The organism is Nocardia salmonicida (genome assembly GCF_036142455.1).
Taxonomy (GTDB): domain Bacteria; phylum Actinomycetota; class Actinomycetes; order Mycobacteriales; family Mycobacteriaceae; genus Nocardia; species Nocardia salmonicida.
Genome location: NZ_CP108014.1, coordinates 7,112,086 through 7,137,063 on the forward strand (window position 1 = coordinate 7,112,086; position 24,978 = coordinate 7,137,063).

Below are 24,978 nucleotides of genomic sequence, written 5' to 3' on the forward strand. Positions count from 1 at the left end.
GATGCTCGCGTTGGCGCTGGGTGGATTCGGGATCGGGACCACCGAGTTCGTGACCATGGGGCTGCTGCCCGATATCGCGCGGGCTTTCGATATCTCCGAGCCGTCGGCCGGGCACGCGGTGTCGGCGTACGCGCTGGGCGTCGTCGTCGGTGCGCCGCTGATCGCCGCGTTGTGCGCCCGGGTGGCGCGCAAGAAATTGCTCATCGCGCTGATGGTCGCGTTCACCGTCGGCAATATCGGGACCGTGCTCGCGCCGACCTTCGGCACGCTCGTGCTCGCCCGCTTCGTGTCCGGCCTGCCGCACGGCGCGTACTTCGGTGTCGCCTCGCTGGCGGCGGCCACGCTCGCGCCTGTCGGACAGCGTGCCAAGGCGGTCGCCGCGGTGATGCTCGGGCTCAGTGTGGCGAATGTGATCGGTGTGCCCGGCGCGACCTGGCTCGGTCAGCACCTGGGCTGGCGTGACGCCTATGTGGTCGTCGCCGTGATCGGGGTGGCGACAGTCGCCGCCCTGTGGCGCTATGTTCCGGCGCTGACCAGCATGAAGATCACCAACCCGATGACCGAACTCGGTGCGCTGCGTCGCCCGCAGGTGCTGCTCACCCTGGCCGTCGGCGCGATCGGCTTCGGCGGCATGTTCGCCGTCTACACCTACATCGCCACCACGATGACCGATGTCGCGGGCATGCCCATCGGCGCGGTGCCGATCGTGCTCGCGCTGTTCGGTCTCGGCATGATCGTGGGCAATATCGGCGGCGGCATCCTCGCCGACCGCGGCGTCGACCGGTCGATCTTCGTCGCCATGATCGCGATGGTGGTGATCCTGGCCGGCTTCGTCCTGGCCGCCCACAACCCGATCACCGCCTCGATCGGCGCCTTCCTCGTCGGCGCCTCCGGCGCGGCCTTGGCTCCCGGCCTGCAGACCCGCCTCATGGACGTGGCGGCCGACGCCCAGACTCTCGCCGCCGCCCTCAACCACGCCGCCTTGAACATGGCCAACGCCGCGGGCGCCTGGCTCGGCGGCCTCGTGATCGCCGCGGGCCTCGGCTACACCGCCCCGGCGATGGTCGGGGCCGTCCTCGCCGTAGCCGGTGTGCTGCTGTTCACGCTGACGGTGTTCCTGCAACGCCGCTCCGCACACAACACGCCGTAACCGATTGGTACCCTTACTCACCTCGACATACGGTGCCCCACATGCCGAGCCACCTGCACGAGGGTTTGCTTGACCTGTTCCGCACGGATCTCCTGCTCGCACCATCGCTGCTGGCCGAGGAGTTCAGGATTCCGCTGCCGGGTTTGTCGCAAATGCGGGCTGAGCCGTGCGATTTCACCGATGTCGGGCCCAAGGAATTTCGCGGTGACCTAGCACTCAGCACCCCGATGAGGCCAGACGTCGTCCCGAGCGGGCGACTCTCTCGGCGATCGCCCATGGCGCAGGGCCGCACATGGAGGAGGTCCTTGCCGCATTCTTGGCTGGGCTGATGAAAACCGACGACGAGCATGCGAAAATGTATCTGGACCTGGTCGACGACGCGTTGACCGTCTCGGCAAGCCGACGCCTGGAGGAACTGATGGAGAGCACCCCGCAGTACCGCGGCCGCATCGCCACCAAGTACGTGGCGAAGGGGCGCGAGGAGGGACGCACAGAGAACGCCGCGCACGCGGTGCTCACAGTGCTGACCGCTCGCGGGCTGGAGCTTTCGGCCGCGCAACGTGCTCAGCTTGCCGCGTGCAGCGACTTCGGCCAACTCGACGCGTGGTTGACTCAGGCCGTGACTGTCACAAGCACCGACGAACTTTTCGGCTGACTCCTCGCTTCATCCAGCGAGACAGCATCTCTGAGCGATCTAGTCGGCTGTGGCGGGGCGGGCCCAGCCGACGCTGAGTTGGACGGCTCGTTGCCAGCGTTCGTACTCGTTGTCGCGGATGCGGCGGTCCGGGGACGGTGTCCACTGGGCAGCGACCTTCCAATTGCGGCGTAGCCCTTGAAGATCCGGCCAGTAGCCCACGGCCAGCCCCGCCGCGTAGGCGGCGCCGAGAGAGACCGTCTCGGTGACGAGGGGGCGCATGACCGGAGTGTCGAGGACATCGGCGATGACCTGCATCAGCAGGTTGTTGGACGCCATGCCGCCTGCCACTCGCAGGGATTTCGCTTGGAGACCGGCGTCGGCGTTCATGGCCTCGACCACGTCGCGGGTCTGCCAGGCGGTGGCCTCCAGGACCGCGCGGGCCAGGTGGCCTTTGGTGACATAGGAGGTCAGACCGATGAGCAAGCCGCGGGCGTCGCTGCGCCAGTGGGGGGCGTAGAGGCCGGAGAAGGCGGGGACGAGGTAGCAGCCGCCGTTGTCGTCGACGGTGTTGGCGAGAGTTTCGATTTCGGGGGCGGTGGCGATCAGGCCGACGATGTCGCGCAGCCACTGGACCAGGGACCCGGTCACCGCGATCGGGCCTTCCAGCGCGTAGACCGGTTCGGGGCCGACCTGGTAGCCGATGGTGGTGAGCAGGCCGTGTTCGGAGCGGATCAGTTCGGTGCCGGTGTTCATCATGAGGAAGCCGCCGGTGCCGTAGGTGCATTCGGTTTCCCCCGGGGCGAAGCACGTTTGGCCGAAGAGAGCGGCGTGCTGGTCGCCGAGGGCGGCGCCGATCCGCACGCCCGGCACGACGGTGGAAGCAGTGCCGAAGTCGCCGGTCGAGGGTTCGATGCGGGGGAGCATGGCGGGCGGAATATCGAAGAACCGCAACAGTTCCGCGTCCCACTGGCGGGTGGCGAGGTTCATCAGCAGGGTGCGGCCCGCGTTGGTCACGTCGGTGACGTGCTCGGCGCCGCCGGTCAGGTTCCAGATGAGCCAGGATTCCATGGTGCCGAACAGGACGTCGCCGCGTTCGGCTCTGGCGCGAAGGCCGTCGACATTGTCGAGCAGCCAGCGCAGGCGTGGTGCGGCGAAGTACGTGGCCAGGGGCAGCCCGCTCAACTCGGGAATGCGCTGTGCCCCTGGCAGTTCCTTCATCCGATCGACCAGCTCTTCGGTACGCACGTCCTGCCAGACGATGGCCAGCCGCACCGGCAGCCCCGTGCGCCGATCCCACACCACGGTGGTCTCACGCTGATTGGCGATGCCGATCGCGGCCACCTGGTCCACGGTGATCCCGGCATCGCGCAGCGCCGCGGGCACGATTCGCTCGACCGTCCGCCAGATCTCGAGCGCGTCTTGCTCCACCCATCCCGACCTGGGGTAATGCTGACGATGGGTCCGCTGCGCCATGCCGGCCAGCCGGGCGTGCTGATCGAAGACGATGCACCGGCTCGAGGTGGTGCCCTGATCGATAGCGAGCACGAAACGTTGGGTCATCGTCGTCTGCTCTCGTTGTCGGCCGATGCCGCGGCGGCGGGAATACCGGCCCAGCTCATTGCGCTGCCGTCAGGTCGCGGTGCACGGCCAGAGCGGCGGCGCGTACCTGCTCGATCGCGGCTGGACGCACCTGTAAGCGGTTGTCGCACAGCCGATCCGTCGGCCCGGTGATGCCGATAGCCGCGACGACCAGCCCACCTCTGGCTCGAATGGGCACGGCGATGCCCGCTTCGCCCGAGCGGTGCTCCTCGACTTCGTCCGCCCAACCCCGCCGTCGAACCTCGGCGATGGCATGGTCGAGCCTGTCGCGTTCGGTGATCGTCCGCTGGGTGAACCCTTGGAGTGCAACGGCTTCCGCCGCGGCGTCGTAGGCCAGCAGTACCTTGCCGAGCGCGGTCGCGTGAGCGGGAAGTATTTCGCCGACCGCCAAGGCTTGGACGCTGTTGTCGGGCCGGAACACGTGGTGGATGACCGTGATCCCGGTTTCCCGAGCCACCGCGATGCGCACCGATTCCCCGGAACGGGAGGCGAGGGCGTCGGCCCGGTGGATCGCCCGCGAACGCAACTCGTTCACATCGAGCCGATCGGTCCCGAGTTCGCTGATCGCGGGGCCGAGTAGGTATTTGCCGCTGAGTGTGTCCTGCCCGACGAAACCGACGCCGAGCAGCGTCCGCAGGATGCCGTGCGCGGTGGGTTTGGCCAGGTCGAGCGCGGTCGCGATCTCGCCGACGCCCAGCGGTCCCGATCCGCGCGCGAGCAGACGCAGCACGGCGGCGGCGCGTTCGATCGACTGGATCGGCCCAGGCATGGCCCCGAACCTACCACCGTTCAGCATTGTCGAACGGGGCGTGTGGTGTGCGCGTCCGCGCGTTCCTAGCGTGGGTTCCGGGCCAAGGTGCCCGATCGACGGACTCGATGGCGAGGTCCGGGAAGGACGACAAATGAACCGGTATGTGGGCGCGATCGACCAGGGCACGACTTCGACGCGATTCATGGTTTTCGACCACAAAGGCACCGTTGTGGCCCGCCATCAGCTCGAACACTCCCAGATCATGCCGCAGCCGGGCTGGGTCGAACACAACCCGGACGAGATCTGGGAACGCACCCGCACCGTCGTCAAGACCGCCCTCTCGCTCGCCGATCTCACGGCCGACGACCTCGCCGCCATCGGCGTCACCAACCAGCGCGAGACCACGGTCGTGTGGAACCGCCGCACCGGCCGCCCCTACGGCAACGCCATCGTCTGGCAGGACACCCGCACCGACCGCATCATCGCCGATCTCGACGCCGCCGGGCACAGTGCGCTCATCCGCGAGAAGACCGGCCTGCCGCCCGCGCCGTATTTCTCCGGCGGCAAGCTGAAGTGGATCCTCGACAATGTCGCGGGCGTGCGCGCCGATGCCGAGCGCGGTGACGCCCTGTTCGGCACCCTCGACAGCTGGCTGATCTGGAATCTCACCGGCGGCGTGCACGTCACCGACCCCACCAATGCCTCGCGAACCATGCTGATGGATCTCGAAACCCTCGACTGGGACGACGAACTCCTCGCCATCTTCGGCATCCCGCGCGCCATGCTGCCGACCATCGCACCGTCGGCGAACCCGGAACTGTTCGGGACCACGAAACCCGACGGCCCGTTCAAAGGGTCGGTGCCCATCGCGGGCGTGCTCGGCGACCAGCAAGCCGCGGGTGTCGGACAGGTGTGCTTCCAGCCCGGCGAGGCCAAGAACACTTACGGCACAGGCAATTTCCTGATGCTCAACACCGGCACGGAGATCGTGCGCTCGAACCACGGCCTGATCACCACCGTCGCCTACCAGTTCGGCGACGACAAACCCGCCTACGCGCTGGAGGGTTCGATCGCGGTCACCGGCTCCGCGGTGCAGTGGTTGCGCGACCAGATGGGCATCATCGCCGGCGCCGCGCAGATCGAGGACCTCGCCGGTCAGGTCGCCGATTCCGGCGGCGTGTACTTCGTGCCCGCCTTCTCCGGTCTGTTCGCGCCGTACTGGCGACCCGATGCCCGCGGCGCGGTCGTCGGGCTGTCGCGCTACAGCAACAACGCCCACTTGGCCAGGGCCACTTTGGAATCCATCGCCTACCAGACCCGCGACGTGGTCGAGGCCATGCAGCGCGACGCGGGCGTCCGACTGGCGACGCTGCGGGTGGACGGCGGCGTCACGGTGAACCAGCTGGCCATGCAGATCCAAGCCGACCTGCTCGGCGTCCCGGTCTCGCGACCGGTCGTCTCCGAGACCACCGCGCTCGGCGCCGCCTACGCCGCGGGACTGGCCGTGGGTTTCTGGAGCGGCACCGACGAACTGCTCGACAACTGGTCCGAAGACGTCCGCTGGTATCCGAGCTGGTCCGACGAGCAACGTGAACACGGCTACCGCCGCTGGCTCAAAGCCGTCGAGCGCACCCTCGACTGGGCCGAAATCTGAATCACCACAATACTTTCGAGAAGGAGATCATCGTGTCTGTGCAACTGGACCCCACCTACCGCGAGAAGGCTGTCGGCACGCTCGACACCGCCGAGGTCGATGTCCTGGTCATCGGCGGTGGCGTGACCGGCGCCGGCGCCGCGCTCGACGCCGCGTCGCGCGGCCTGTCGGTCACCCTGGTCGAGGCACGTGATTTCGCCGCGGGCACCTCGAGCCGGTCGTCCAAGCTCATCCACGGCGGCCTTCGGTACCTGGAGCAGATGGACTTCGCGCTGGTGCGCGAGGCGCTCAAAGAGCGTGGGCTGCTGCTGAATACGCTCGCGCCGCACCTGGTGCATCCGGTGCCGTTCCTGTTTCCGCTCCAGCACCGCGTGTGGGAGCGCGCTTACATCGGGGCCGGTATCGCGCTGTACGACACCCTCGGTGGCGCGCGCACCGTCCCGATGCACAAGCACCTGACCCGTTCCGGCGCACTGGAACTCGCGCCCGCGCTGCGCGATGACGCGATGACCGGCGCGATCCGCTACTACGACGCGCAGGTCGACGACGCCCGCCACACGATGATGATCGCCAGGACCGCCGCCGAACACGGCGCCACGGTGCTGACCCGCACCAAGGTGATCGGGCTGGAACGCGACGGCGACAAGGTCGTCGGTGCGCGCGTGGAAGACCTGGAAAGCGGCCTGACGCACACCATTCGGGCCCGCACCGTGATCAGCGCGACCGGCGTGTGGACCGACGACATGATCAAGATGACCGGCGTGGACTTCCCGTTCCACGTCCAGATGTCGAAGGGCGTGCACATCCTCGTGCCGCGCGACCGGCTGAACCTGCACACCGGCATGATCATGCGCACCGAGAAGTCGGTCCTGTTCGTGATTCCGTGGGCCGAACACTGGATCATCGGCACCACCGACACCGAATGGGCGCTGGACAAGAACCACCCGACGGCCACCGCCGCCGACGTGCAATACATCCTCGATCACGTCAACGCGCTGTTGCGCGAGCCGTTGACCAGGGCGGACATCGTCGGCACCTACGCGGGCCTGCGACCGCTGATGACCGGTGCCACGAAGGAGACCGCGAAACTCTCGCGCGAACACGCCGTCGCCGAACCCGCGCCGGGCCTGTTCGTGATCGCGGGCGGTAAGTACACGACCTACCGGGTGATGGCCGCCGATGTCGTCGATGCTGCCGTCGCGCGCCTGGGTGGGGATGTCCCCGCCTCGTCGACCGCGCAACTGCCCATCGTCGGCGCGGCGGGCTACTTCGACATGCTCGCCGAGGTGACCGACCTGTCGGTGTCACAGCGCCTGCCCGTCGACGTGGTCGAGCACCTGCTCGGCCGTTACGGCTCGCTGAGCACCGATATCTTCGGCCTCATCGCCGCTGATCCCGCCCTGCGTCACCCGGTTCCGGGGGCATCGGACTACATCGCCGCCGAGATCGTCTACGCCGTCACCCACGAGGGCGCCCTGCACCTCGACGACATCCTCACCCGTCGTACCCGGATCTCCATCGAGGTCCCCGATCGCGGTCTCGCCGCCGCGCCGGAGGTCGCCCGCCTGATCGCGCCGCTGCTCGGCTGGACCGAGGAGACCGCCAACGCCGAGATCAACCGGTACTACGACCGGGTCCACGCCGAACTCGCCGCCAACGAGGCGGGCGACGACGCGGCGGCCAACGCGGCGAGGCTAATCGCGGCCCGCTGAACTCCGCCGACAGCACCGCGGCCGCTGCCGCCCTCGCCCTAGCGAAGGCGTGCGCAGCCGCGGTGCTTCGGCTCGGGCAACATAGTCGCCGATCCTCGACTACACGGCCGCGCGGTGGTTAGCGTGGGCATATGGAATCGCGAATCACCCCCCGACGAACTCCGGCACTGTCGTGAGCCGGGGCACCATCCTGATCACCGGCGCCAGCTCCGGACTCGGCGCCGAGATGGCCCGCCAGTTCGCCGCGCTCGGGTACGACCTCGGCCTGTGTGCTCGCCGGACCGAGCGCCTCGACGAACTGCGCACGCAGATCCTCGCCGACCACTCCGACCGGGTCGTCTCGGTGAAGCAACTCGACGTCACCGACGATGCCGCGGTGTTCACCGTCTTCGACGAGTTCGCCGAGGAATTCGGCACCATCGACCGGGTGATCGTCAATGCCGGCCTCGGTAAGGGCGCACCGCTCGGCACCGGCCACCACAAGGCCAACCGCCAGACCGCGATGGTGAATTTCGTTGCCGCCCTGGCGCAAAGCGAGGCGGCGCTGCAGATCTTCCGCGCGCAGGGTCGCGGCCATCTGGTGATGATCTCCTCGATCTCGGGCCTGCGCGGTATGCCCAAGACGCTCACCACCTACGCGGCCACCAAAGCGGGCGTCGCGGCGCTCGCCGAAGGCGTTCGCGCGGAAGCGATTCCGGGTGTCGATGTCTCGGTGATCTACCCCGGTTACATCCGCTCGGAGATGAACGACAGAGTCAAGCATCAGCCGAAGTTCATGGTGGACACCGAAACCGGCGTCCGCTCCATGATCGCCGCGATCGAGAAGCGTCGCGCCAATGCCTACGTGCCCGCCTGGCCGTGGGTACCGATGGGCTTCGCGCTGCGTACCCTACCTCTGCCGCTGGTCCGCAAACTGATCTGAAACCAGCCCGCCGCCCCGACCTCGAGGAGGGGCCGCCGCGCAGCGGCGGTTCGCGGCCGTCCCGTCGATCAGGTGCCGTTGCGTAGGCGACGAAGGAGCAAGCAACGGTGCCTGATCGACGGGACCGGAGGGGCCGCGAACTCGAGCGCGCCAGCGCTCCAAAATTACTGCCTGGGGAGCAGGTGCTTTCCGTCCTTGTCGGTGGACAGCGCCAGCGAGCTGATGTACTGGATCTCGCCTTCGGGGCCCGGCACCGCCGAGGCGATCATGTCCGGGCGCTCGAAGTCCATGCCGGTGACGTGGCAGGTGAGCAGGTCGCCCGAGGGGTTGCCGTGTTCGTCGAACATCGGCGCCTCGATGCCGTCGTCGGCGCGTCGCAGGTAGTACTTGCCCTTGGTGGCGATCGCGGTGAGCGGGGTCGCGATAAAGGCGACCAGCACCGCGACCAGCGGCGAGTACGGCTTGAGCAGGTCACCGAACAGGCCGAAGAAGGTCATGATCGACAGCACCGCCGACAGCCCGAAACCGACCAGACCCACCGGGTTGAAGTCGTAGAGCATGCCGCGCCGGAACTCCGGCACCTTCGGCGAGATCTTCAGCAGGTACTTGTTCACCGCGATATCGGTGGCCACGGTGACGATCCAGGCGATGCCGCAGTTGGCGTAGAAGCCGAGGATGTTGTTGAGGAAGTCGAACATGTTCGCTTCCATCAGCACCAGCGCGACGGCGAGGTTGACCACCAGGAACACCAGCCGACCCGGGTAGGTCTTGGTGACACGGGTGTACGAGTTGGTCCAGGCCAGCGAGCCCGAGTAGGCGTTGGTCACATTGATCTTGACCTGGCTGATCACCACCAGCACCACCGCCAGCGTCATGGCCAGCCACCCCGGCACCATGTCCTTGTAGATCTCCAGGAACTGGTGGACCGGCTGGTTGGCGATGCCCTGCGCGGCGGGCAGATTCGCGATCAGGTACACCGCGAGGAACAGGCCGACGACCTGCTTGGCCGCACCGAACAGCACCCAGCCGGGACCGGCGAGCAGCATCCAGCCCCACCACTTGGCCCGATTCTCCGGCGTGCGCGGCGGCATGAAGCGCAGGTAGTCGATCTGCTCGGCGATCTGGGCGATCAGCGACAGACACACGCCGGCGGCCAGCAGCGCCCCCGAAACGCTCACGCCCTCGCCGTTCTCCCCGCCGTAGGCGAAGAACGAACCCACCGAATCGGGGTGGCGCACCAGCAGGAAGCCGAACGGCGCCACCATCAGCAGCAGCCACAGGGGAGTGGTCCACACCTGGAGTTTGGCCAGGGTGTTCATCCCGTAGATGACCAGCGGGAAGATGATGATCGTGGAGGCCAGATAGCCCAGCCACAGGGGAATTCCGAGGCCCAATAACAGGCCCTGGGCCATGATCGAACCTTCGAGCGCGAAGAAGATGAAAGTGAACGACGCGAACACGATATTGGTGATCACGGATCCGTAGTAGCCGAATCCGCTGCCGCGCGTGATCAGGTCGAGATCGATGTTGTAGCGCGCCGCGTAATAGGCGAGCGGAAATCCGGTGAGCATCACGACCACGGCGAAGATACCGATGCCGATCAGGGCGTTTCCGGTGCCGTGGGCGATGCCGATATTCGCGCCGATCGCGAAATCGGCCAGATAGGCGATGCCGCCGAGCGCGGAGATGCCGACGACCGCGGGGCTCCATTTGCGGTAGCTCCGCGGGGCGAAACGCAGCGTGTAGTCCTCGAGTGTTTCTTTGGCGGCAGTATCTGCTCCGGCCATTTCCCTCTCTCCTTCATCCGCTGCCGCCCGAAATCGGCGACTCACAGACGGTGGTGCATGGATGTAGACATGAATTTTCCGATTAGTTACGCCGCTGTTACGCACCACGATGGTGACCGGGGTCACCGAAACCGCCGCACAAAAACAAGCACGCGTGTATGTTTTTGGGCGGAGCGAGCGTCAGGAGACGAGAGTGTTCGAATGGTCCGAGACCGATCTGATGATCCGCGACGCCGTGCGGGCGTTCATCGACAAGGAGGTCCGGCCGAATCTCGACGCTCTCGACAGCGGTGAGATGCTGCCGTATCCGATCCTGCGCAAGCTGTTCAGTCAGTTCGGGATCGATGCGATGGGTGAGGACGCCGTCGCGAAGATGCTCGCCAAGGAAGCGGCGGGTCCGCGCGAGGGCGACAAGAAGCCGGGCAGTCCGTTCGGTGATCAACAGTCGATGATGGCGGTGCTGATCAGCGAATTGTCCGGCGTCTGTATGGGTTTGGTGTCAGCACTGGGGGTGAGCATCGGGCTCGGCGCCACCACCATCATGTCGCGCGGCACCCTGGCCCAGAAGCAGCGTTGGCTGGCCGACATCGTCACCTTGCGCAAGGTGGCCTCCTGGGCGATCACCGAACCCGATTCCGGCTCGGATGCGTTCGGCGGCATGAAGACTCGCGTCGAACGCGACGGTGAGGACTACGTCCTCAACGGCCAGAAGACCTTCATCACCAACGGCCCGTGCGCCGACGTGATGATCGTCTACGCCAAGCTCGACGAGCGCGACGGCAGCGACAAGCGCGACCGCAAGGTGCTCACCTTCGTGCTCGACAAGGGCATGGAGGGCCTCACCCAGGGCAAACCGTTCAAGAAGATGGGTCTGCACTCCTCGCCGACCGGCGAGTTGTTCTTCGACAATGTCCGGCTCGGCAAGGATCGGTTGCTCGGCGAGACCGAAGAACACAAGGGCGGCGACGGAAGAGAAAGCGCCAGAGCCAGTTTCACTGCGGAGCGGATCGGCGTCGGGTTCATGGCGCTCGGCGTGATCGACGAATGTCACCGGCTCTGTGTGAATTACGCCCGCGAACGCACGCTGTGGGGTCAGGAGATCGGTCGCTTCCAGCTGATCCAGCTCAAGCTCGCCAAGATGGAAGTCGCGCGAATCAATGTGCGGAACATGGTGTTCAACGTGCTCGAGCGCGGTCGCGCGGGTAAGCCGCCGAGCCTGGCCGAGGCCTCGGCGATGAAGCTGTACTGCTCCGAGGCCGCGACCGAGGTGGCGATGGAGGCGGTGCAGCTGTTCGGCGGCAACGGCTATATGAGCGAATATCGGGTCGAGCAGCTGGCCCGCGACGCGAAGTCGCTGATGATCTACGCGGGCAGCAACGAGATCCAGGTGACCCACATCGCCAAGGGTCTACTCGGGAAGTGAAGCGGACCCGGCCGCGAACAGTGTCGTCGCGGCCGGGATCTCGTCACACCGCACGCAGGTGTCCGCGGCTGGCGTAGATGTGCTCGGCGATCAGCGTGGCGATCCGGTCGGGCGCCTCCAGCATCGGCACATGCCCCACCCCGTGCACCAGGATGCGATCCGCCGACTCGGGGAGTTCGCGCAGGTAGCGGGTGGCGTAGACGCGGTTGGGGATGATCCGGTCGTACTCGGCGAGCAGCATCCGCACCGGGGTGCTCAGCTCACCCAGGTCGTCCATGCCCGGCGCCCGCAGGCTGCCGAGGATCAGCGGGATCATCGCGTCGCAGTGCAGGACCGCGGTGAGCGTGGTCGCGAGGTCGCGGCGGGCGACGGCGCTGGTGTGCTTGGTGACCAGCATGGCGGCCACCTGCTGCACGAGCGGGTTGTTGATCGCTACACCGCCGAGGCGCTTGCCGATTTCGATGAAGGGAATCATCGACGCGAACTTGATGCCGACCCTGACCTGGCTCAGCGACGGCGATGCCCAACCCCCGGCCGCGGCGATCGTGGTGAGCGTGCGTGCCCTGCCGCGTCGAGCCAGCTCGAGTCCCACCCAGCCGCCGAGTGAATTCCCCGCGATGTGGCAGGTGCGCCAGCCCAGCTCGTCGAGCTGGTCTTCGATCTGATCGGCCAGGGCGTACACGTCCAGTGCCCAGCCCTCGACCTTCGGGCCACCCCAGTGCCCGGCGAACGCGGGCGCGTACACCTCGCAATGGGCTGACATTCGCTGTGCGACCTGCTCCCAACAATGGGGCGAGAGCAGGAACCCGTGCAACAGCAACACCGGGTCGCCGGACCCGATATGCAGCGCCGCGACGGGCGCGGGGCGGGCGGTGGACTTGGCGGTGCGTGACGTCATCGTCAATCACCCCTTCCTGGACGACAGTGTCCGGGGGAGCATCCCTGCCTGCATTGTACGGTCGTACGGTGCCGATAATCCTCTCGACTGTGAACGTTAACGGAGTCCGTGCCGCATCGACCAAGGGCATGTTGGCCTGGTTGGCGTCGACCGAAGCCGACATCGTCTGCCTACAGGAGACCAGAGCGACCGACGCGCAGACCGCCGCGGCGTTGGCCCCCGCACTCGACGCGGGTTGGGTGCTCTCACATGCCGAGCCCGAATCCAAGGGCCGCGCGGGGGTGGGAATTCTGTCGCGGCGCGCACCCGATGCCGTGCGCGTCGGGTTCGGCAGTACCGAGTTCGCGGCGTCGGGCCGCTATATCGAGGCCGATTTCGACGATGTCACCGCGGCGAGCGTCTATGTGCACTCGGGGGAGGAGAACACCCCCAAGCAGGACGAGAAGTACCGGTTCATGGCCGAGCTCGGCGCGTACCTGAAGGCGCGCACCGGCGAGTTCGTGGTGAGCGGCGACTGGAATATCGCCCCCGCCGAGGTCGACCTGAAGAACTGGAAGGGCAACCAGAAGTCGGCGGGCTTCCTGCCAGAGGAACGCGCCTGGATCGCCGAACTGCTCACCGCGGGCTTTGTCGACGTGGTCCGCGCCCTGCACCCCGACGTCGCGGGCCCCTACAGCTGGTGGTCCTACCGTGGCCGCGCCTTCGACAACGACTCCGGGTGGCGGATCGATTACCAGCTGGCGCTGGGCGAGCTGACCGGCCGCGCCAAGCAGGCCGTCGTCGAACGGGCTGATACCTACGACCAGCGCTGGTCCGACCACGCGCCGGTTACTGTCCAGTACCGATGAAACTCTCACGCAAGACTCTCAGCCTGCTCGGCGGACTCGTCCTCGTGCTGGCGGCCATCGGCCTCACGCTGTTCGGCGGTCGCGGTACGGACAGCACCACCACGACCAGCACGAAGGCGGTCGCCGGGATCACCACGACGGTCGGTGCACCGAAACCCGGCCCGCCCGCCGGGAATTCGTCGGCCTCGCCGGTCACCAAGACCGCCGGTGTGCCCGATCGCGCCTACGCGACCCTCGTCGAAATCGATGCGGGTCGCTGGCCCGGCTCGGCGAACGCGCAGGGCACCAAGGGCGGCGAGCAGTTCATGAACCGCGGAACCACACTGCCGCCCAAGGATTCGGCGGGCAAAGCGGTGAAATACCAGGAGTGGGATGTGAATCCCAAGCAGCCCAACCGCGGTCGTGACGCCGAACGCATCGTCACCGGCAGCGACGGCTCCGCCTGGTACACCGGCGACCACTACGACACCTTCACGAGGATGCGCTGATGACTTCGCGAATGACGCTGTCGCAGTTTCTCGCTCGTCCCAACGCCGAGGCGCCGGCCGCCGCCACGGCGCCGGTGCTCGGCGCGTTGCCGGTGGATGCCAACCAGTTCAGCGGCGTCCGCTACGACGCCCCCGCCGACTACCGCGTCCGCGAACTCCGCGGCGCCAAGATGCGCACCATGGCCGAACTGTTCGACGAATTCGCCGCGGCCTTCCAGTTCCCGTACTACTTCGGCGCCAACAAAGACGCCTTCGACGAATGCCTGCGCGACCTGGACGATTTCGTCGGCGATGCCCCCGGTTACGTGGTGATGGTGCGCACCGCCGACGACCTGCTCGCCGATATCCCCACCGAACGCGCCTGGTTCGACAGCGCCATGCGCGACTGCGCGGCCTACTGGACGCGCCGCGACGTCGCCTTCCGCGTTGTCCTGCAGGGCGATCCGGAAACCTTCGGCGCGGTCGTCCTGTCCGCCTGACCGATTCCGGTGCCACTGGAATTGGTGGCTGCCGCCGTGTGATCAGCCCGCTTAACGTTCTCACCGCGCGGCTGCGGAGGCCGTCGATGAGGAGAAGAAGAACGATGAAGCGAGTTCTGGCGAGTGCGGGCATCGCCGCCGCGATCATGATGTCGGGTGCCACGATGGCCTCGGCCGATGTGACGACGGCGCCGGTCGCGGGGCCCGCGACCGGATCGTCCGGCGGTGCCCTGATCGAGGCTCTACTGCGGCAGATCGGGCTCGGTTCCTCCCAGCCGTGCGACGGGATCATGCTCGATACGTGCATCCCCGTCGGCGCCGCGAGCGCTCCGCAGGCGGTGCCGGTGGCCGACAGTGGGTCGGCGCTGATGACACCGGAGACCGTGTCGGCGATCAACCACGCGCTCGCTTGGCTGTACAACGGCTCGTCGGAGCCGTGCGTCAGCTTCGGACCGAACTGCGCGTGGGAATGACGCTCGTGTCCGTAAGGTTCCCTATGCGAGGTTCGCGCAACTAGGGTCGTTGGCTGATGCGTCGAGATCCGGCGGGTCGGGACGGAGTTCTGCCGTGCGTTTCGCGAAGTTGGTCGGTCTGGCGACGGCAGGAGCGATCGGGCTGTTGCCGCTGGCGGTTCCCGCGTTCGCCGCGCCGACGGGCACCCAGTACGCACCGACCATGCTGGTGCTCGACGCCTCCGGTTCGATGCTCGCCGCCGATCCCGGTGGTGGCACCAAGATGGACGCGGCGAAGACCGCGGTGCGCGGTTTCGTGCAGACCGCGCCCGCCGCGGCGAAGGTCGGATTGTCGGTCTACGGCACCGGCACCGGATCCACCGATGCCGAGAAGGCCGTGGGCTGCCGCGATGTCTCGGTGCTCGAACCGGCCGAAACCATCGACAGGTCCGCACTCACCGCAGCCGTCGACGCCATCACACCCAGCGGTTTCACCCCGATCGGCGCCGCGCTGCGCACAGCGGCGAGCGCCCTGCCGACCGAGGGTCCGCGCTCGATCGTACTGGTCTCCGATGGACTGGACACTTGCTCACCGCCGGACCCGTGTGAGGTCGCGCGCGAACTCAGCGGCCAGGGCGCCGATATCGTCATGCACACCATCGGTTTCGGTGTCGACGATGCCTCCCGTGCCCAGCTGACCTGCATCGCGGAGACCACCGGCGGCACCTACACCGATGCCGCCGACGGCAAAACGCTCGAGCAGGTGCTCCCCCGCGTGAGTACCGCGGCGCTGCGCGAGTACGCGTCGGCGGGCACACCGGTCGAAGGCGGCGAGGGCTACCGGAACGCACCGGTGGTAGTGCCGGGGCAATACCTCGACACCATCGGCCACAAGAAGCCGCGCTACTACGCGGTCGACGTTCCCGAGGGGGCCACCGCCTATTTCAGCGGCACGGTGTCCTTTCCGCTCGGCGACGACGCGGTGCGTGCGAACAACAGCTTGTACATGCGGGTATTCGGCGCAGAAGGCAAGGACTGCAACGTCTTCGAACACGAGAGTGCCGTGCGATCCACCGATGGGGTGGCGCTCACGGTCAGCTCGACATGGACCGGCGCGACCGAACCGAAGGACGGCACGGAGCGCACCGACAAGTGCAAGGGCGGCGGCCGGTACTACTTCACCCTGGAATGGGCCGGGGTCGCGGACAGCGCACCGGCGACATTGCCGCTGGAACTGAACGTCGCGGTCGAACCGGGTGTCACCGACGCGGGCCCGGCGGCGCAACCCGAACCGGTGTCGTTCACGGTGCCGAGCAGCCCGGTCGAACCGGTGGCAGGCGGCGGCTCGTTCAACGTGGCGACCGCGCTCGACGGGCCCGGTGTTTACAGCGACACCGTGCAGCGCGGCGAATTCGTGTTCTACAAGGTGAAACTCGACTGGGGTCAGGGCTTGGCCTATCGGGTGCGCTTCCTCGAGTCACCGGGGCGCGGGCTGGACAACGTCTCGGCCGTCACCACCACGCTGTACACGCCGTACCGCAAGGAGGTCGACTACGAGTTCTCGTCCTACAACGGTTCGCCCGATACCGTGCCCAACAGCAAGGAAGCCGTGGCAACCCCGGAGGTCCGCTATCGAAACCGCGAATCCTCGGAAAAAGAGGTGTCGGAGAACGCCATGGCCGGCTGGTACTACATCGCCGTGCAGGCAGCCCCGACCGTCCACGACCGCGGTGCCGTCCGTCCCGTGCCCATCGAGCTGGACCTGGCAGTGACCGGAACACCGGAGCCCGGCCCCACCTATCAGACGGTGCCGGGGTCCACCGGTAGCTCCGCCGGGAACGTACCGGACACCGCACAGGTCAGCGACTCCGACGACGACAACGCCCCCGCGCTGCTCGGCACCGGCATCGCCGTTGTCGCGTTCGCGCTCGTCGTCGGCGGCATCATCACGTTCACCCTGCTGCGTAAGCGTCGCCGCCGATAGACACACTTCGATGGCACCGGAATCGGCGGAAAGCTTTCCGCTCAGGTGCCTGTAGCCATCTGGATCGGCTAGGAGTCGAGTGCTCTCAGCGGTAGCGGTCGGCCAGGTCGTCGCCGAGTAACACGAAGACCTCGGTGATCTGGTCGATGAGCTCTTCGCGCGTGAGGTGGAGATCGCCGGCCAGCCAGGTCGTGAGGGCTTGGGTCAGGCCGCCGACCAGGTAGATCGCCCGGAAGTCGACCAATTTCTGTGGAACGTCACCGCCATAGAATCCGGTGCCTTCGGCGGCGACCAGACGGGCGAAGGCGCGCACTGTTCGGGCGGTGCGCGCGCGCAATTCCGGTGTCGCCATCCCGGCGATCAGGGCGGCGTGTGCTTTGCGTGGATCATCGGTGAGCACCGAGATGCCCGCGTCGATCGCGGCATGGGCCTGGGTGCGGCTGTCGGGGGCGGCGGTCGCCAGTGCTGTCGCGATCGCCGCGGTGAGTTCCTCGGCGATGCGGTCGAGTAGTGCTTCCAGCACGCCGTCGCGAGTTTCGAAGCTCTCGTAGTAGTAGCGCTCGTTGAGACCGGCGCGGGCGCACAGCCCGGCGACGGTGAGTTTGGCCTGCCCGTCCTCGGCGACGATGTCGAGCGCCGCGTCCAACAGTGCGGTGCGCCGCTGCGCCTGCCGCTGCGACGCCGAGACGCCGCCGTATGTCCGTTGTGCTGCCACAGCTTCCATTCTGCGTGCCGCCGTCTTCCAGTGCTGTTCTGGTAGAGACTCTTGCCAGAATATCAATTCTGGGGGATTCTATTGCCAGATGCACTCGACGAGGAGGCGCGGCATGGCTGTACGACAGGGCGAACCCGGATATTTCGCCGACGATTCGATGATCCGGCGGGTGATGAGCAAGCGCGCGGTCGGTCTGACCTACGGCGTGCGGGCGCTGGTGATCGGCGCGGTGCATCCGCTGCTGTTCGTTGGCACCAGCGAACACACCTCGCACCGGGAGACCCCCTACACCCGGCTGGCCATCACCGGCGCCCTGTTCGAAGCGGTGTTCCTCGGCAGCAAGGCCGAGGCCGATCGCGCGCTGGCCTTCACCAGGCGCAAGCACAACGCGGTGGTCGGCGCCCTCCCCGAAGACGCGGGCGCCCACCATCCCGCGGGCACCGCCTACGCGGCCCATGACCCGCACCTGATGTTCATGACCATGGCCTTCACCTTCGATTCGGCCGAGGTGATGTACGACCGGCTCGTGCGCGAACTCACCCCCACCGAACGCGAAGACCTCTACCAGGACTACGTCCGCTGGGGCGAGCTGTTCGGCATGCCGCGCGACGCCGCGCCCGCCGACTACCCGGCCTTCCGCCGCTACTTCGACACCTATCTGAACTCCACCGAACTGTTCCTCACCGAGGAGGCGGCCCTGGTCGGTTCCTACCTGGCAGGCCACCGCAAGGCCTACCGGCAGCGTCGGCCCGCCGAGCAGGTCGGCACGGCGCTGTATCTGCTCGTGCAGGGCAGCCTCCCGGCCCGGATCCGGCAGATGTACGGCATCGAGTGGGGCATCGCCGACGAACTCGCCCACCGCGCGCTGTGCACCGGCATCCGCACCGCCCACCTCGCCCCACCACTGGCGCCCCGCATGCTCGCGAGCACCCTCGCCGGACCGAGCGCCCCCTCCTACCAGCTGCTGGCCCGTCGCGAACAGCACATGGTGAAGACGGGGCACCCGAGCATGCCCGGCGTCGATCCACGCAACTGGGTGCAGCGAAATTCCGCTTGAGCGCCATGGAAAGATTGGGGCATGTCCAGTCCTGCCCCGGCCGCGACGGCCGAACGTAAGCAGCGGGTGCTGTCGGGCATCCAGCCCACCAGCGACTCCTTCCACCTCGGCAACTACCTGGGTGCGCTGCAGTACTGGGTGACGATGCAGGACGAGTACGACGCGCTGTATTTCATTCCGGATATGCACGCGATCACCGTCAGCCAGGATCCCAAGGCACTGCGCGCGCGCACCAAGTCCGCCGCGGCCCAGCTGCTCGCGCTCGGCATCGACCCCGCCAAGTCCACCCTGTTCGTGCAGAGTCAGGTGCCCGAGCACGCCGAGCTGTCGTGGGTGCTCAGCTGTATCACCGGTTTCGGTGAGGCGGGCCGGATGACCCAGTTCAAGGACAAGTCGGTCAAGCAGGGCGCCGAGAACGCGACCGTCGGCCTGTTCACCTACCCGGTGCTGATGGCCGCCGACATCCTGCTCTACCGCCCGCATCAGGTGCCGGTCGGCGAGGACCAGCGTCAGCATCTCGAGCTGACCCGAAACCTGGCCCAGCGCTTCAATACTCGCTACAAGAAGACCTTCGTGGTGCCCGAACCGCACATCGTCAAGGGCACCGCGAAGATCTTCGATCTGCAGGACCCCACCGCGAAGATGAGCAAGTCGGCGTCCAGCGACGCCGGGCTGATCAACCTGCTCGACGACCCGAAGATCACCGCCAAGAAGGTGCGTTCGGCGGTCACCGACACCGAGCGCGAGATCCGCTACGACCCGGCGAACAAGGCGGGCGTCAGCAATCTGCTGGTGATCCTGAGCTCGCTGCGCGAAACCCCGATCGTCGACCTCGAGGAGAATTTCGAGGGTAAGGGCTACGGTGATCTCAAGGCCGAGGTGGCCGACGCGCTGGTCGAATTCGTCACGCCCGTGCAGAAGAAGGTCAAGGACTACCTGTCCGATCAGGCAGAACTGGACCGGATTCTGGCCGCGGGCGCCGAACGGGCGCGTGAGATCGCAGGCAACACACTTGCTCAGGTGTACGACCGGGTTGGCTTCCTCGCTCGCTGACCCGTTGCGCACCTGAGGTTTTCGCTGAAGGGGCGCGTGTCATGCAGTTGATCGACAACATCTCGGCCACCGTCGAGAAGCACATCGGACGCAGGCCCTGGCTGGATCATCTGGTCAGGGCGGGTGGGCGCTTCCAGAGCCAGCGCGGCGACTTCTTCGCCGCGGGCATCACGTATTTCACTGTGCTGTCGCTGTTTCCGCTGTTGATGGTGGCCTTCTCGGTGGCCGGTTTCATCCTGGCCGGGCAACCGGAACTGCTGACCGAGCTGCAGGAGAAGGTCGTCGAGAAGGTTCCCAGCTCCTTCGGTACCCAGATCAACGACCTCATCGAACAGGCGATGAATTCCCGCGGCACGGTCGGCGTCATCGGCCTGCTGGTCGGGCTCTACACCGGGCTCGGCTGGATCGCGAACCTGCGGGCCGCGCTCACCGAGCAGTGGGATACTCAGAGTCCCGAAAAGCCCTGGTGGCTGGCCAAATTGTCGGATATCGGCGCGCTGGTCGGCCTCGGTCTCGCCTTCGTGGTGTCGCTCGGTCTGTCGGCGGTCTCCGCGAGCGGGGTGGGCAAGGGGGTGCTCGAATTCGTCGGGGCCGACCACCTGCCAGGGGCGGGGGTGGTGTTGCGGCTGGTATCGATCGCGCTCGGGTTGCTCGCGTCGTGGGCGGTGTTCGCGTGGATGATCGCGCGGCTGCCGCGCGAGCCGGTGTCGTTGCGCAGCGCGGTGCGGGCGGCGATGCTGGCCGCGGTGGCCTTCGAGATCTTCAAGATCATCGCCGCGATCTACCTGCGGGTGGTGCTGTCCAGCCCGGTGGGCGCGACGTTCGGTTCGATCATCGGTCTGATGGTGTTCAGCTACATGTCCTATCGGATTCTGCTGTTCGCGACCGCGTGGGCGGCGACCTCGCGCGACAACGAGCGTGCAGCGGCGGTCGCGCCGCCGAACGCGGTGGTCATCCGGCCGCGCGTGGTCGAGCACGGGATGTCGACGGGGGCGGGCGCCGCCTATTTCGGAGCCGGCGCGGTCGCGGCGCTCGCGCTGTTGCTGGTCGGTAGGCGCAAGTAGCGCCCGGTCAGCCCCTGCGCCGGAATGCCCGGCGCGCCAACAGCAACAGCGCCACGACCAACACCGGACCGCCGATCAAGGCGGCGATGCGCGCGCCCTGATGGGTGGACCGCTCCGGCTCGGCCTGGGAACCGTCGGCACGCGGCGGTGGCGAGGCCAGCGGCACACTGGGTTGAATCGCCTCGCTGCCTGTTTCGGGCAGCTTGCCGATCCTGGCGTCGGTGTCGAGGGCGAAACCGTAGTCCAGTAGGCGCACGGCCTGTTCCCACGGCCGGATCGGGCGTACATCGGCCTTGAGCAGGGTGACGACCAGGCGATGTCCGTCGCGTTCGGCGGCGGCGACGAAGGTTTGGCGAGCATCGTCGGTGAAACCGGTCTTGCCGCCGATCGCGCCCTCGTAGTTGTAGAGCAGCTGGTTGTCGTTGGCGATCGGGAAGCCGGGGTGATCCTTGTCGCCGGGGATCGCGGGGTCGGCGGGGAAACCGGGGAAGTCGACCTGTTCGGTGTGGATCAGCTCGGCGAACAGCGGGATGTTCATCGCCTCGCGGAACAGCACCGACAGGTCGTAGGCCGAGGTGCTCATGCCGGGCCCGTCGAGGCCGGACGGGGTCGCCGCGCGAGTGTCCATCGCGCGCAACGACTTCGCCACCTCGTTCATCTTCGCCACGGTGGCCTTGTCGCCGCCCAGTTGGGTGGCGATGGCGTGGGCGGCGTCGTTGCCCGAGCACATGATCAGCGCCTGCATGAGCTGACGGTTGGTGTAGCGCCCGCCGGGGCCGATGCCGACCCTGGTGCCGTCGACGTCAGCGTCGGCCTGCGTCCCGATCACCACCTTGTCCAGATCCAGGCTGCGCAGCGCCACAATGGCGAGGGCGACCTTGATGGTGCTGGCCGGGCGGTAGCGGCCGTGCGGGTCCTTGGCGGCGAGTACGCGACCGGTGTCGAGGTCGGAGACCATCCACGCGGTGGCCGAGATCTCGGCGGGCACCGGGGGCGTGTCGTCGGGGGTGACTACGCCGCAGTCTCCCATCCGCTGACCGCCGATAGCGGGGGAGGGAACGGGCAGTCGGCTCGGCGTCGGCTCGCCGGGCGCGGGCACCTCCGAGGTGTCGATCGGCGCGGGCGGCTGCGTCTTCTGCGGGCAGTCGTCGGTGTTCGGCGTGGTGAACGGGGGTGTGGTCGTCGCGCCGGGTGCGGGAGCGCTGGTCGGCGGCCCATTGGTGGCGGGTACGGCGACGGCGGGAGCGCCTGCGAGAGCGGTGACGGTGACGGCAGCGCCGAGAAAGCATGCGGCGCGCAGGCCGACTTCGCGAATCCTCATCGCCTCGCAGCCTAGTAGTCGCTGCCGCGGAGCTTTCCTCGGCCCGAGTAGCTGTTGACATCAACTAGCAAATGAGAGTTACTATCAAAAGGTAGACACTCTCATTTTGGAGAAGATATGCGAACGGAAGAAACTCGCCGCTGGCTCGCGCTCGGTGCGCTCGCCGTGGCGATGCTCACCATCGGACTCGACGTCACCGTGCTCACTGTCGCCATCCCGACACTCGCGGTCGAATTGGACGCGAATACCGCTGCGCTGCAGTGGTTCAGCGGCGCTTATACCCTGGCCCTTGCCGCGCTGATGCTGCCCGCAGGCGCGCTCGGCGACCGCTACGGACGCAAGAAGGTGCTGCTCGCGGCGCTGGTGCTGTTCGGTGTGGCCTCGCTGGCCTGCGCGTTCGCCGGCTCGTCGGGTCAGCTCATCGCGGCCAGAGTGGCACTCGGCGTCGCCGCCGCCGCGATGATGCCGTTGTCGATGGCCGTGCTGCCGGTGCTGTTCAGCGAACCGGCGCAACGGCAACGCGCGGTGACGATCTGGGTCACCTCGACCGCGATCGGTCTGCCGCTCGGTCCGATCGTCGGCGGCTGGCTGCTCCAGCACTACTGGTGGGGTTCGGTGTTCCTGATCAATGTGCCGCTGGTGGTCATCGGTGCGGTCGCGGTGGCGACCTTGGTGCCGGAATCGCGCGGCGACAACAGCTTTCGCATCGATATCGTGGGTGCGCTGCTGTCGGCGGCAGGCATGCTCGGGCTCACCTACGGTTTCATCCGCATCGGCGAACAGGGCTGGGGCGACATCGCAGCCTGGCTCGTGGTGGCGGCGGGGGCCGCGCTACTCGCTGTCTTCCTGTGGTGGCAGCGCCGCGTCGCGCATCCGCTGATCGACATCACGCTGTTCGCCAGCCCAGGATTCCGTTGGGGCACAGCACTGTCCATTCTCGTCAGCTTCGCCATGTTCGGGATGTTCTTCACCGTCCCGCAGTATCTCCAGGCCGTGCTCGGGGTCGACGCGCTCGGTAGCGGGTTGCGGCTGTTGCCCATGATCGGCGGACTGGTGATCGGCAGCAGGTTGGTGGACATGTTGCTCCCCAAGCTCGGCCTGCGGGTGATGCTCACCGCCGGATTCTCGGTACTCGCGGCCGGAATCGGGTTCGGTGCGCTCACCCGGGTCGAGAGCGGTTACGGCCTGACCGCGCTGTGGACCACGGTGCTCGGCATCGGGATGGGTCTGGTCATGCCCGCCGCCATGGGCATGGCGCTCGGGGAACTCACCGCCGCCGGTTCGGGGTCGGGTTCGGCGCTGCTGCAGGCACTTCGGCAGGCGGGCGGGACCATCGGCGTCGCCGTGCTCGGCACCGTGCTGTCCACCCGGTACCGGGCCGAACTCGGTGCGCTCGACCGTGCGCCGATCTCCGACGGCGTCAACGCGGGCGTCGCGGCCGCGCGGGAGACCGGTGATCCGGCGATACTGGCGCAGGTGCAGCAGGCCTTCGTCGCGGGCATGAACACCATGCTCGGGCTGTGCGCGGCGCTGTGTCTGGTCGCCGGACTCGTGACCGCGCTGCGATTGCGGCGACCGACGGCACCGGTTACTCAGCCGGATGCGGCAGAATCGATACATGTCGGTTGAGATATCGCTGCGCGAGCGGAAGAAGGAGCGGACCCGCCGAACCATCCGGGTCGAGGCGTTCCGGCTGTTTCGGGAGCAGGGCTACACCGAGACCACGGTGGAACAGATCGCGGCGGCCGCCGAGATCTCGCCCAGCACCTTCTTCCGCTACTTCCCGACGAAGGAACAGCTGGTCATCGCCGACGATCAGGACGCGCTGATGATCGAGGCCCTGGCGGCGCAACCGCGCGGCCTGCACCCGCTGACCGCCTTCCGCAACGCCACCGAGGCGGTGTTCTCGGCCATGTCGGCCGCCGACATGGCCTTCGAGCAGGAACGGCACGCGCTGCTGTACCACGTCCCCGAGCTGCGCCCGGCAATCGGCCTGGAATTTCAGCGCAGTATCGAATTGGGGGCGCAACTGATGGCCGACTACACCGGCCGGGCCGCCGACGATTTCGAGGTTCGGGTGGCCGCGGGCGCCATGATCGGCACCATGCTCGCCATCGTGACCACCACGCCGGTCAATGCCGAGAACGTCGGTCACGCCCTGCGATTCCTGCAGGCCGGGCTGCCGTTCGGTCCGGACGACGCACCGAACGGCAGCGGTCGGTCCTGACTAGTCGGCCTTGCCGCGCTGCACGGGGCAGCCGTGTGCCAGGGGGCCGAGCAGCTGGTTGTTGTCGTAGAAGTGTTCCAGCTCGAGGATGCGCAGATCTTCGCTGACGCGGGCGATGGTCACACCGAACATCTCGATCTGCTCACCGGTGGGCTGGTGGCCCTTGTACTCGCCCTCGAACTTGCCCCAGTGACGCCAGCGGAAGCTCACCGACGGCGGGCCCGACAGCACTTCCTGGACCTCCCAGAAGAACCCGCCGGGGAAGGCGGTGTGGAAGATGTGGTGCGAGGAATCGAAGGTCTCGTTCGCGGCGTCGTAGTACGGGTTGTCGCCGATCAGGATGTTGTAGCTGCCGATACGCGCGAATTCCTCGGCGTCCTGCCACGTCCCACCGTTGACCCGGCCGCGGTAGTGCTCGGCCACCACCGACAGCCAGGTGGCGGGGTCGGCCTTGTGCGAGACCTCCATTTCGAAGACCTTCACCAGGTCTTCGACGATCGCCTCCAGGGATCCGGGCGCGTGCTCGACGCTGCGCTCGCGCGGGATCACCTCGTGGCTCAGTTCGTAATCGGGAACGTTGCCGCGCCATTCCTCCGGCGCTGCGGCGGCGATCACGGCTTCCCGGCCCTGCAGCCACAGGGGCGCTTCCGGTTCCGGGTTCTGCTCGGCCTGCGTATTTGTCACGTCCACAGTCATTTTCGGTCTACCCGACCCTTTCAAAAAGCTCGAAGAACGGGTCGAAGGTAACAGTCGCGCA

The 24,978-nt window shown here is 67.2% G+C and carries 23 protein-coding genes; 16 read left to right on the plus strand and 7 right to left on the minus strand.

All coding sequences use genetic code 11. The features are described 5' to 3' along the window. Position 1: 1 nt before the first annotated feature. Entirely contained in the window at positions 2-1,150 is a 1,149-nt protein-coding gene (locus OHS03_RS33135; protein ID WP_056818161.1) for an MFS transporter, read from the plus strand. A gap of 328 nt (positions 1,151-1,478) precedes the next feature. Continuing rightward, positions 1,479-1,805 (plus strand): hypothetical protein, encoded by a 327-nt coding sequence (locus tag OHS03_RS33140; protein ID WP_328659422.1) that lies wholly within the window; start codon positions 1,479-1,481, stop codon positions 1,803-1,805. Between the two features lie 39 nt (positions 1,806-1,844). On the opposite strand, the gene glpK (OHS03_RS33145) is transcribed toward OHS03_RS33140, so the two are convergent. Then, on the minus strand, positions 1,845-3,347 hold the full coding sequence (gene glpK, locus OHS03_RS33145) for a glycerol kinase GlpK (protein WP_328659424.1): 1,503 nt from the start codon (positions 3,345-3,347) through the stop codon (positions 1,845-1,847). 55 nt (positions 3,348-3,402) lie between these two features. Next, positions 3,403-4,155 (minus strand): IclR family transcriptional regulator, encoded by a 753-nt coding sequence (locus OHS03_RS33150; RefSeq protein ID WP_328659426.1) that lies wholly within the window; start codon positions 4,153-4,155, stop codon positions 3,403-3,405. Positions 4,156-4,288: 133 nt separating this feature from the next. On the opposite strand from OHS03_RS33150, the gene glpK (OHS03_RS33155) reads away from it, so the two are divergent. The 3 genes from glpK (OHS03_RS33155) (at position 4,289) to OHS03_RS33165 (ending at position 8,425) form a co-directional block, all read left to right on the plus strand. Then, on the plus strand, positions 4,289-5,791 hold the full coding sequence (glpK, locus tag OHS03_RS33155; RefSeq protein WP_328659427.1) for a glycerol kinase GlpK: 1,503 nt from the start codon (positions 4,289-4,291) through the stop codon (positions 5,789-5,791). Between the two features lie 32 nt (positions 5,792-5,823). Beyond that, a complete protein-coding gene (gene glpD / locus OHS03_RS33160) occupies positions 5,824-7,503 on the plus strand; it encodes a glycerol-3-phosphate dehydrogenase (RefSeq protein ID WP_328659429.1) in 1,680 nt (559 codons plus the stop codon). Between the two features lie 172 nt (positions 7,504-7,675). Beyond that, positions 7,676-8,425, plus strand: a complete 750-nt coding sequence (locus OHS03_RS33165; RefSeq protein WP_056818152.1) for an SDR family oxidoreductase — start codon at positions 7,676-7,678, stop codon at positions 8,423-8,425. Between the two features lie 164 nt (positions 8,426-8,589). Here OHS03_RS33165 and OHS03_RS33170 read toward each other — a convergent pair whose 3' ends face one another. Continuing rightward, positions 8,590-10,212 carry a purine-cytosine permease family protein gene (locus OHS03_RS33170; protein ID WP_328659431.1) on the minus strand — a complete coding sequence of 541 codons (1,623 nt, stop codon included), beginning with the start codon at positions 10,210-10,212 and terminating at the stop codon, positions 8,590-8,592. A gap of 193 nt (positions 10,213-10,405) precedes the next feature. On the opposite strand from OHS03_RS33170, the gene OHS03_RS33175 reads away from it, so the two are divergent. Continuing rightward, complete coding sequence (locus tag OHS03_RS33175) at positions 10,406-11,635, plus strand: acyl-CoA dehydrogenase family protein (protein ID WP_328659432.1); 1,230 nt, start codon at positions 10,406-10,408, stop codon at positions 11,633-11,635. Positions 11,636-11,678: 43 nt separating this feature from the next. On the opposite strand, the gene ephH is transcribed toward OHS03_RS33175, so the two are convergent. Then, positions 11,679-12,533, minus strand: coding sequence for an epoxide hydrolase EphH (ephH, locus tag OHS03_RS33180; protein WP_328659434.1), 855 nt, complete (start codon positions 12,531-12,533; stop codon positions 11,679-11,681). A 68-nt stretch (positions 12,534-12,601) separates the two neighbouring features. On the opposite strand from ephH, the gene OHS03_RS33185 reads away from it, so the two are divergent. From OHS03_RS33185 to OHS03_RS33205, 5 genes are all read left to right on the plus strand, one after another. Continuing rightward, positions 12,602-13,381, plus strand: a complete 780-nt coding sequence (locus tag OHS03_RS33185) for an exodeoxyribonuclease III (protein ID WP_328659437.1) — start codon at positions 12,602-12,604, stop codon at positions 13,379-13,381. Then, complete coding sequence (locus OHS03_RS33190) at positions 13,378-13,869, plus strand: guanyl-specific ribonuclease (protein WP_328659440.1); 492 nt, start codon at positions 13,378-13,380, stop codon at positions 13,867-13,869. The genes OHS03_RS33185 and OHS03_RS33190 overlap by 4 nt, the downstream gene beginning before the upstream one ends. Beyond that, positions 13,869-14,348 carry a barstar family protein gene (locus tag OHS03_RS33195; protein WP_328659441.1) on the plus strand — a complete coding sequence of 160 codons (480 nt, stop codon included), beginning with the start codon at positions 13,869-13,871 and terminating at the stop codon, positions 14,346-14,348. The genes OHS03_RS33190 and OHS03_RS33195 overlap by 1 nt, the downstream gene beginning before the upstream one ends. A 104-nt stretch (positions 14,349-14,452) precedes the next feature. Further along, a complete protein-coding gene (locus OHS03_RS33200) occupies positions 14,453-14,821 on the plus strand; it encodes a hypothetical protein (RefSeq protein WP_328659445.1) in 369 nt (122 codons plus the stop codon). A 94-nt stretch (positions 14,822-14,915) separates the two neighbouring features. Continuing rightward, complete coding sequence (locus tag OHS03_RS33205; RefSeq protein ID WP_328659447.1) at positions 14,916-16,784, plus strand: vWA domain-containing protein; 1,869 nt, start codon at positions 14,916-14,918, stop codon at positions 16,782-16,784. Positions 16,785-16,869: 85 nt separating this feature from the next. On the opposite strand, the gene OHS03_RS33210 is transcribed toward OHS03_RS33205, so the two are convergent. After that, on the minus strand, positions 16,870-17,508 hold the full coding sequence (locus OHS03_RS33210) for a TetR/AcrR family transcriptional regulator (RefSeq protein WP_328659450.1): 639 nt from the start codon (positions 17,506-17,508) through the stop codon (positions 16,870-16,872). A gap of 103 nt (positions 17,509-17,611) precedes the next feature. Between OHS03_RS33210 and OHS03_RS33215 the strand changes: the two genes are divergently transcribed. Genes OHS03_RS33215 through yhjD form a run of 3 tightly spaced genes read left to right on the plus strand, consistent with a single transcriptional unit; the run spans position 17,612 to position 20,673 of the window. Beyond that, positions 17,612-18,556, plus strand: a complete 945-nt coding sequence (locus OHS03_RS33215; RefSeq protein ID WP_328659452.1) for an oxygenase MpaB family protein — start codon at positions 17,612-17,614, stop codon at positions 18,554-18,556. 21 nt (positions 18,557-18,577) lie between these two features. Continuing rightward, the gene (gene trpS / locus OHS03_RS33220) at positions 18,578-19,609 is read left to right on the plus strand and encodes a tryptophan--tRNA ligase (RefSeq protein WP_328659453.1); all 1,032 of its coding nucleotides are present in this window, start codon (positions 18,578-18,580) and stop codon (positions 19,607-19,609) included. Between the two features lie 41 nt (positions 19,610-19,650). Then, a complete protein-coding gene (gene yhjD / locus OHS03_RS33225) occupies positions 19,651-20,673 on the plus strand; it encodes an inner membrane protein YhjD (RefSeq protein ID WP_328659455.1) in 1,023 nt (340 codons plus the stop codon). A gap of 7 nt (positions 20,674-20,680) precedes the next feature. On the opposite strand, the gene OHS03_RS33230 is transcribed toward yhjD, so the two are convergent. Then, positions 20,681-21,994: a D-alanyl-D-alanine carboxypeptidase family protein gene (locus tag OHS03_RS33230; protein WP_328659456.1), complete on the minus strand. Its 1,314-nt coding sequence runs from the start codon at positions 21,992-21,994 to the stop codon at positions 20,681-20,683. A 117-nt stretch (positions 21,995-22,111) separates the two neighbouring features. Here OHS03_RS33230 and OHS03_RS33235 point away from each other — a divergent pair, with 117 nt between their 5' ends. Together OHS03_RS33235 and OHS03_RS33240 are read left to right on the plus strand one after the other, a co-directional pair. Then, positions 22,112-23,623 (plus strand): MFS transporter, encoded by a 1,512-nt coding sequence (locus OHS03_RS33235; RefSeq protein WP_328659458.1) that lies wholly within the window; start codon positions 22,112-22,114, stop codon positions 23,621-23,623. Further along, on the plus strand, positions 23,613-24,221 hold the full coding sequence (locus OHS03_RS33240) for a TetR family transcriptional regulator (RefSeq protein ID WP_328659460.1): 609 nt from the start codon (positions 23,613-23,615) through the stop codon (positions 24,219-24,221). Before OHS03_RS33235 ends, OHS03_RS33240 begins: the two co-directional genes overlap by 11 nt. Here the strand turns inward: OHS03_RS33240 and OHS03_RS33245 are convergent, their stop codons facing one another. Continuing rightward, positions 24,222-24,905 carry an ester cyclase gene (locus tag OHS03_RS33245; protein ID WP_328659462.1) on the minus strand — a complete coding sequence of 228 codons (684 nt, stop codon included), beginning with the start codon at positions 24,903-24,905 and terminating at the stop codon, positions 24,222-24,224. Between the last annotated feature and the right edge of the window lie 73 nt (positions 24,906-24,978).

What these genes read in the sequence shown, in the direction of transcription:
- OHS03_RS33135 (WP_056818161.1), top strand. Translation starts at nt 2, where the DNA reads ATGCTCGCGTTGGCGCTGGGTGGATTCGGGATCGGGACCACCGAGTTC.
- OHS03_RS33140 (WP_328659422.1), top strand. Translation starts at nt 1,479, where the DNA reads ATGAAAACCGACGACGAGCATGCGAAAATGTATCTGGACCTGGTCGAC.
- glpK (WP_328659424.1), bottom strand. Translation starts at nt 3,347, where the DNA reads ATGACCCAACGTTTCGTGCTCGCTATCGATCAGGGCACCACCTCGAGC.
- OHS03_RS33150 (WP_328659426.1), bottom strand. Translation starts at nt 4,155, where the DNA reads ATGCCTGGGCCGATCCAGTCGATCGAACGCGCCGCCGCCGTGCTGCGT.
- glpK (WP_328659427.1), top strand. Translation starts at nt 4,289, where the DNA reads ATGAACCGGTATGTGGGCGCGATCGACCAGGGCACGACTTCGACGCGA.
- OHS03_RS33170 (WP_328659431.1), bottom strand. Translation starts at nt 10,212, where the DNA reads ATGGCCGGAGCAGATACTGCCGCCAAAGAAACACTCGAGGACTACACG.
- ephH (WP_328659434.1), bottom strand. Translation starts at nt 12,533, where the DNA reads ATGACGTCACGCACCGCCAAGTCCACCGCCCGCCCCGCGCCCGTCGCG.
- OHS03_RS33190 (WP_328659440.1), top strand. Translation starts at nt 13,378, where the DNA reads ATGAAACTCTCACGCAAGACTCTCAGCCTGCTCGGCGGACTCGTCCTC.
- OHS03_RS33195 (WP_328659441.1), top strand. Translation starts at nt 13,869, where the DNA reads ATGACTTCGCGAATGACGCTGTCGCAGTTTCTCGCTCGTCCCAACGCC.
- OHS03_RS33200 (WP_328659445.1), top strand. Translation starts at nt 14,453, where the DNA reads ATGAAGCGAGTTCTGGCGAGTGCGGGCATCGCCGCCGCGATCATGATG.
- OHS03_RS33210 (WP_328659450.1), bottom strand. Translation starts at nt 17,508, where the DNA reads ATGGAAGCTGTGGCAGCACAACGGACATACGGCGGCGTCTCGGCGTCG.
- OHS03_RS33215 (WP_328659452.1), top strand. Translation starts at nt 17,612, where the DNA reads ATGGCTGTACGACAGGGCGAACCCGGATATTTCGCCGACGATTCGATG.
- trpS (WP_328659453.1), top strand. Translation starts at nt 18,578, where the DNA reads ATGTCCAGTCCTGCCCCGGCCGCGACGGCCGAACGTAAGCAGCGGGTG.
- yhjD (WP_328659455.1), top strand. Translation starts at nt 19,651, where the DNA reads ATGCAGTTGATCGACAACATCTCGGCCACCGTCGAGAAGCACATCGGA.
- OHS03_RS33230 (WP_328659456.1), bottom strand. Translation starts at nt 21,994, where the DNA reads ATGAGGATTCGCGAAGTCGGCCTGCGCGCCGCATGCTTTCTCGGCGCT.
- OHS03_RS33235 (WP_328659458.1), top strand. Translation starts at nt 22,112, where the DNA reads ATGCGAACGGAAGAAACTCGCCGCTGGCTCGCGCTCGGTGCGCTCGCC.
- OHS03_RS33240 (WP_328659460.1), top strand. Translation starts at nt 23,613, where the DNA reads ATGTCGGTTGAGATATCGCTGCGCGAGCGGAAGAAGGAGCGGACCCGC.